The organism is Pseudogulbenkiania subflava DSM 22618, assembly GCF_900177275.1.
GTDB lineage: Bacteria > Pseudomonadota > Gammaproteobacteria > Burkholderiales > Chromobacteriaceae > Pseudogulbenkiania > Pseudogulbenkiania subflava.
The window spans coordinates 98,042-104,130 of the sequence record NZ_FXAG01000017.1; the positions used below are offsets into that span (position 1 = coordinate 98,042).

The following is a 6,089-nucleotide window of genomic DNA, read 5'->3' on the forward strand; positions in this document are numbered from 1 at the left end:
GATGGCAATCTCTCAGTTAGGGCGTCGGACCGGCGGCGAGCTGTTGGTCGAAGTAGGCCAGCAGGCGCTTGGGCAGCCAGTCGAGCTGGCCGGGGAACCGCCCGGTGGGAAAGCCGACGTGTCCCCCTTCTTCCGGCTGTTCCAGCGTCACCCAGCGGCTGGTGTCCTGCGGCAGGGGCAGGGCGCTGGGAGGAAGGAAGGGGTCGTTCTTGGCGTTCAGCACCAGGGTCGGGGTTTCGATCCGGCTCAGGAAGGGCTTGCTGCTGGCGCGGTCCCAGTAATCAAAGGCATCACGGTACCCATGTATTGGTGCCGTGACAAGGTTGTCGAATTCGCGGAAGGTCTTGGCGCGGTCCAGCTTGTAGGCGTCGAACAGGCCGGGGTGGAGGGCAAGCTGCTCGCGCGCCTTGGGCTTGAGGGTGGCCATGAACATGCGGGTGTAGATCACCTTGCCAAGGCCGTGGTCGAGCTGTGCGCTGGCGGCGGCGAGGTCCACCGGAACCGAGATGGCGGCGGCGGCGAGCGGCAGGGCGCGGCGGCCGTGCTCGCCCAGATACTTCAGCAACATGTTGCCGCCGATCGAGACGCCGGCGGTGAGCACCACGGCGTGGCTTTCGGCCAACCTTTGCAGAATCCAGCCGATTTCGGCCGAGTCGCCGGCGTGGTAGGCGCGGCGCAGAGTGTTGCTGATACCACCGCAGCCACGAAAGTGTGGCACGACGCCGTGCCAACCACGTGCCTGGACCTCCAGCATCAGCGCCTTCGCGTAATGGCTGTCGCTGTCCCCCTCCAATCCATGGAACAGCACCACCAGAGGGGCGCCGCCATCGCCATCGATGCAGTCGACGGCGATCTCGCCCCCATCCGGCGTGCTCCATACTTCGCGCCGGTACGGCGGGCGCGGCAGATGGATGAACAGGGCCGGCCACACCGTCTGGGCGTGGCCACCCTTGAGCCAGAGGGGGGCCTCGTAGTGCATTACGGCACCGGTTTCTGCGCGGATTTCGGTCGGAAAGCCTTGACCACTGCCTCCTGCGTCTCGACGTAGGGGCCGCCGATCAGGTCGAGGCAGTAGGGTACGGCCGCGAAAATGCCCGGGACGACGACACTGCCTTCGCTGTCCCGCAGGCCTTCGAGGGTTTCCTTGATGGCCTTGGGCTGGCCCGGCAGGTTGAGGATCAGCGATTGTTTGCGGATCACCCCCACCTGGCGCGACAGGATGGCGGTCGGCACGAACTTCAGGCTGATCTGGCGCATTTGTTCGCCAAAGCCGGGCATCACGCGGTCAGCCACCGCCAGGGTCGCTTCGGGAGTGACGTCGCGCAGCGCGGGGCCGGTGCCGCCGGTGGTCAGCACCAGCTGGCAGCCTTCGTCGTCGACCAGTGCGCGCAACGTGGCTTCGATCACCGGCTGCTCATCCGGAATCAGCCGGGTCAGCGTGGTGAACGGGCTGCTCAGGGCGCCGGCGAACCACTCCTGCAACGCCGGAATCCCCTTGTCCTCGTACACGCCCTGGCTGGCGCGGTCGGAAATGGAAACCAGGCCGATTTTCAGTGTCATTCTTCGTGTTCCTCGGTTTGCTGCCCGGTCGGCTTGCCCGGTTCCGGGATGATTTCCTTGAGCGCCTGGAACAGCAGTCGGAAGGATTTCGGCGGCTTGTTGTCCTGTTGTTCCTTGCGCGCGTTGCGGATCAGCGTGCGCAAGTACTGGGCGTCACTTTCAGGATAGTCCGCAATAAAGCTGGCAAGCATCTTGTCATCGCTCATCAGACGTTCGCGCCAGCGCTCCAGGAGGTGAAGCCAGCCGGTATGCTCGGCCGATTCGCCGCGGATCACCGCCAGTTGCTGGCGGATCGGCTCGGGATCGATATCGCGCATCAGCTTGCCGATGTATTGCTCTTGCCGGTTGCGTGCGCCATGGGAGGAGATGCGCTTGTACTCGCGAATGGCTTCCACGAGGTTTTCCGGCAGGGTCATCTGCTTGAGACGGTCGTTGGAGAGTTGCAGCAATTCCTCGCCCAACTCCTGCAGGGCGATCATTTCTTTCTTGCGGCGGGTTTTGCTGAATTCCTGATCCGCACTATCGTTCAAGTAATCGGTCATCGTTGTCGAGCTCTTCATATTTCAAGGCTGGTATGATACCGGAAAAGCCTAGACCGGCGGTTCTTGATCCGGCCGTCCGATAACAGTGAAAGAGTCTATGTCTGATACCACTTTCAGCTATACCCGCAGTCACCTCGAAAGCCTCGCCGCGCAGGTGCTGGAACTGGCGCGCCAGCAGGGCGCAACCGCCTGCGAGGTGGACATTTCCGAAGGCACGGGGCAATCGGTGAGCGTTCGCCTCGGCGAGGTGGAAACCATCGAATACAACCAGGACAAGGGTGTCGATGTCACGGTGTATTTCGGTCAGAAGAAGGGCCACGCCAGCACCTCCGATTTCACCGCAACGGCCTTGGCCGATACGGTCGGCGCTGCCGTCAACATCGCCCGTTTCACCGCCGCGGACGATTGCGCCGGCCTGGCCGAGTCGTCCTTGCTCGCCACCGATTTCCCCGATCTGGCGCTGTACCATCCGTGGGCCTTGCCGGTGGCCGAGGCGATCGAACTTGCGCGCGAGTGCGAGCAGGCGGCACGGGCGGTAGATAGCCGCATCAGCAATTCGGAAGGCGCCACGGTCTCCACCCAGCAAAGTCAGTTCATCTATGCCAACAGCCATGGCTTTGTCGGTGGCTTCCCCTCGTCGCGCCACAGCCTGTCAGCGGCGGTGGTCGCGAGCGAAGGCGAGTCGATGCAGCGCGACTATTGGTACAGTGCCGCTCGCCACCGCGAGGATCTGGAGAGCGCGATGCAGGTCGGCGCCCGCGCCGGCGAACGCACGGTACGTCGCCTCAATGCCCGCCGTATCACGACGGGCCAGTATCCGGTGCTGTTCGAGGCGCCGGTGGCGGCGTCGCTGATCGGCCATCTGGTGTCCGCCATCAGCGGCGGCGCGCTCTACCGCAAATCGAGCTTCCTGCTCGACAGCCTCGGCAAACCGGTGTGCTCGCCTTGCGTCGTGATCGATGAGGACCCCTTCCTGCTGCGTGGCTTCGGCAGCAGCCCCTTCGACAGCGAGGGGGTGGAAACCTGCGCCCGCCGGCTGGTGGACAAAGGCGTACTGAAGGGCTACATGCTCAGTAGCTATTCGGCGCGCAAGCTCGGCATGGAAACCACCGGCAATGCCGGCGGGCCGCACAATCTCATTGTGCATTCCACCGGCGACAGTTTCGACGATTTGCTGAGCAAGATGGGAACCGGGCTGCTGGTCACCGAATTGCTCGGCCACGGCGTGAATACGCTGACCGGCGATTACTCGCGCGGCGCCGCGGGTTTTTGGGTGGAGAACGGCGTCATTGCCCATGCGGTGGAGGAGATCACCATCGCCGGCAATCTGCGCGACATGCTCCGGCAGGTGGTGGGCATCGGTGACGACGTGCTGGTGCGCGGGGCCAAACATGTGGGCTCCATCCTGATCGAGTCGATGATGGTGGCAGGCCAGGGGGCATGACGCCGACCGAGTGGCAGGCTGCTTGTGAAGGGTTGGCCGAAGCCGATCCGGTCATGGCCGGGCTGATCGCACGCTTTCCCGGCTCCCGGCTGGTGACGCGCGGACAACCCTTCGAAACCCTGCTGCGAGCCATTGTCGGCCAGCAGATTTCGCTGAAGGCGGCCGACGCCATCTGGGGTCGGTTGTCGGCAGTGGTCCGCTGCGACAGCCCGGACAGCATCCTGGCTGCGCCGGTCGATGCCCTGCGACAGGTCGGGCTGTCGGCGCGCAAGGCCGACTACGTGCAGGATCTGGCTGGGCATTTTGCCGATGGCCGTATCGATCCGCAGTCGTTCCCGGTGCTTGACGACGAGGACATCATCCGGGAACTGGTTGCCGTACGCGGTATCGGCCGCTGGACGGCGGAAATGTTCCTGATTTTCCATCTGGCGCGACCCGATGTCTGGGCCGTCGACGACATCGGCCTGCAGCGTGCGGTGTCCGGGTTATACCTGGACGGGCTTCGGCCAACCCCGGCCGCCCTGCGCGAGCTGGGCGAACGCTGGCGGCCATGGCGCAGCGTGGCCAGCTGGTACTTGTGGCGTCACGTCGAGCCGCAGGAAGTGGTGTATTGACGACTTCGGGATGGATGGTGAAGGCGAGACTGCTTATTTGAAGCATCCTGAAGAGGTGCCGCCATGTCGGGCAAACCCACTGTTGCGCTGATCCTGTCGGGAGGCGGGGCGCGTGCTGCCTATCAGGCCGGAGCGATGCTGGCCCTGTCCAAGCTGCTGCCGGATCCTTCCCGCAATCCTTTTCCGATTATTTCCGGCACGTCTGCCGGCGCTGTGAACGCGGTGGCCATGGCCGCCGGCGCTACCGATTTCCGCCGTGCCGCAGGTTACCTGGCGCAGGTCTGGAAGCAGGTGCACATCGAGTACATCTACGACCCGAGTCTGGCCTACTTCCTCAAGACCTTCCTGCATTTTGGTGTCTCGGTATTGAGCGGTGGACGGGTCTGGACCAATCCGCGCAGTTTTCTCGACAATTCGGCCCTGCGCGAACTGCTCTCCAGCGTCATGCAATTCGAAGGGATCGAGCAATCCATTCGTGCCGGCGCACTGCGCGCAGTGGCGCTGACCGCTTCCTGCTACAGCTCCGGCATGTCGGAGACCTTTTTCCAGGGGGACGACAGCATTCAGCCCTGGTCGCGCTACCGTCGCGTCGGCGTGCGTGAGACGCTCGGTGTCGATCACCTGATGGCCACCTCGGCTATTCCCTTGATCTTTCCTTCGGCCCAGGTCGGCAACCGTTACTACTGCGATGGCGCCGTCAGGCAGATGGCGCCATTGTCACCTGCCTTGCACATGGGGGCCGAGAAGCTGTTCATCGTCGGGGTTGGGGGACGGGACGTCGCTCACGCCGAACGCCGGCAGGGTGGGGGAGGAATCGCTCCGTCGCCGGCGCAGATTTTTGGCCATCTGCTGGATAGCGTGTTTCTCGATAGCCTGTCATCCGACATGGAGCGTCTGCTGCGCATCAACCATACCGTCTCCCTGCTGCAGGCCTACCCCGAACTGGCCGATCAGACCCCGCTGCGCCGGGTCGAGGCGTTTGTGCTGAACCCCAGTCGTTCCCTGGAGGAAATTGCCTATCGTCATAGCGGGCGATTCCCCCGGGTGATGCGTTTCGTCATGCAGGGGGCTGGGGCCACGCGCAAGCGCGGTAGCGTGTTGGCCAGCTATTTGTTGTTCGAACCCGAGTACTGCCGTGAACTGATCGCCTTGGGCTACAAGGACGTGCTCAATCAAAAGCAGGCGATCGGCGAGTTTCTGGAACTTTGACCAGGTCGACAGTTCCGATAGCGTTTGTGTTTCTTTTTATGTAAAGGGTATGGAATGGGACTGAATAGTCGCCGAAGCATTTTTCTTCTGATCGCGCTGGCGTGCGCCGCGGCCATCGGTTTTGCCTTGTACGCTCAGCACGTCTGGGGCCTGGAACCTTGTCCGCTCTGCATCTTCCAGCGTATCGGCGTGATGTCGGTGGGGGGCATCGCCCTGCTGGCGGCAATCCATAACCCTGGCCAGACCGGTGGGCGGCTATGGGCTGGCCTCACGGCCATCGCCGCGCTGGCGGGAGGAGCCGTATCGGTGCGCCATGTCTGGCTGCAACACCTGCCGGCCGACCAGGTCCCGTCCTGCGGTCCCGGTCTGGATTACATGCTGGAAACCATGCCGATGAGCAATGTGTTGTCCAAGGTGCTCAAGGGCAGCGGCGAGTGCGCCAAGATTGACTGGACATTCCTCGGCATGTCGATGCCGTTCTGGACCGGGGTGTTCTTTGCGCTGGTTCTGGTATTGTTGGCGAAGGCTTTCTTTACCAAGAAGTAAGCCTCGGAGGGGCAGGGCGATCGGTTTGGTCGCCCTGCCCGAGGTTTGAAGTGCCTGGAAAACAAAAAAGCAGCCCGAAGGCTGCTTTTCTATTGTTGGCGGAGTGGACGGGACTCGAACCCGCGACCCCCGGCGTGACAGGCCGGTATTCTAACCAACTGAACTACCACTCCA

Annotated in this window: 7 protein-coding genes and 1 tRNA gene; 4 read left to right on the top strand and 4 right to left on the bottom strand. The window is 63.2% G+C overall.

Annotated elements, in window-relative coordinates:
• Nucleotides 1-16: 16 nt before the first annotated feature.
• Genes B9N72_RS14945 through yjgA form a run of 3 tightly spaced genes read right to left on the bottom strand, consistent with a single transcriptional unit; the run spans nt 17 to nt 2,102 of the window.
• Complete coding sequence (locus B9N72_RS14945) at nt 17-979, bottom strand: YheT family hydrolase (protein WP_085277100.1); 963 nt, start codon at nt 977-979, stop codon at nt 17-19.
• Nucleotides 979-1,560: a molybdopterin adenylyltransferase gene (mog, locus tag B9N72_RS14950; protein WP_085277101.1), complete on the bottom strand. Its 582-nt coding sequence runs from the start codon at nt 1,558-1,560 to the stop codon at nt 979-981. Before mog ends, B9N72_RS14945 begins: the two co-directional genes overlap by 1 nt.
• Entirely contained in the window at nt 1,557-2,102 is a 546-nt protein-coding gene (yjgA, locus tag B9N72_RS14955; protein WP_085277102.1) for a ribosome biogenesis factor YjgA, read from the bottom strand. Before yjgA ends, mog begins: the two co-directional genes overlap by 4 nt.
• A 97-nt stretch (nt 2,103-2,199) precedes the next feature.
• Here yjgA and pmbA point away from each other — a divergent pair, with 97 nt between their 5' ends.
• The 4 genes from pmbA (at nt 2,200) to B9N72_RS14975 (ending at nt 5,915) form a co-directional block, all read left to right on the top strand.
• A complete protein-coding gene (gene pmbA / locus B9N72_RS14960) occupies nt 2,200-3,546 on the top strand; it encodes a metalloprotease PmbA (protein ID WP_085277103.1) in 1,347 nt (448 codons plus the stop codon).
• Nucleotides 3,543-4,160 (top strand): DNA-3-methyladenine glycosylase family protein, encoded by a 618-nt coding sequence (locus tag B9N72_RS14965; RefSeq protein WP_085277104.1) that lies wholly within the window; start codon nt 3,543-3,545, stop codon nt 4,158-4,160. The genes pmbA and B9N72_RS14965 overlap by 4 nt, the downstream gene beginning before the upstream one ends.
• Before the next feature lie 63 nt (nt 4,161-4,223).
• Nucleotides 4,224-5,369: a patatin-like phospholipase family protein gene (locus B9N72_RS14970; protein ID WP_085277105.1), complete on the top strand. Its 1,146-nt coding sequence runs from the start codon at nt 4,224-4,226 to the stop codon at nt 5,367-5,369.
• A gap of 54 nt (nt 5,370-5,423) precedes the next feature.
• Complete coding sequence (locus B9N72_RS14975) at nt 5,424-5,915, top strand: disulfide bond formation protein B (protein ID WP_085277106.1); 492 nt, start codon at nt 5,424-5,426, stop codon at nt 5,913-5,915.
• A 96-nt stretch (nt 5,916-6,011) separates the two neighbouring features.
• Here the strand turns inward: B9N72_RS14975 and B9N72_RS14980 are convergent.
• Nucleotides 6,012-6,088, bottom strand: a tRNA-Asp gene (locus B9N72_RS14980).
• Between the last annotated feature and the right edge of the window lies 1 nt (nt 6,089).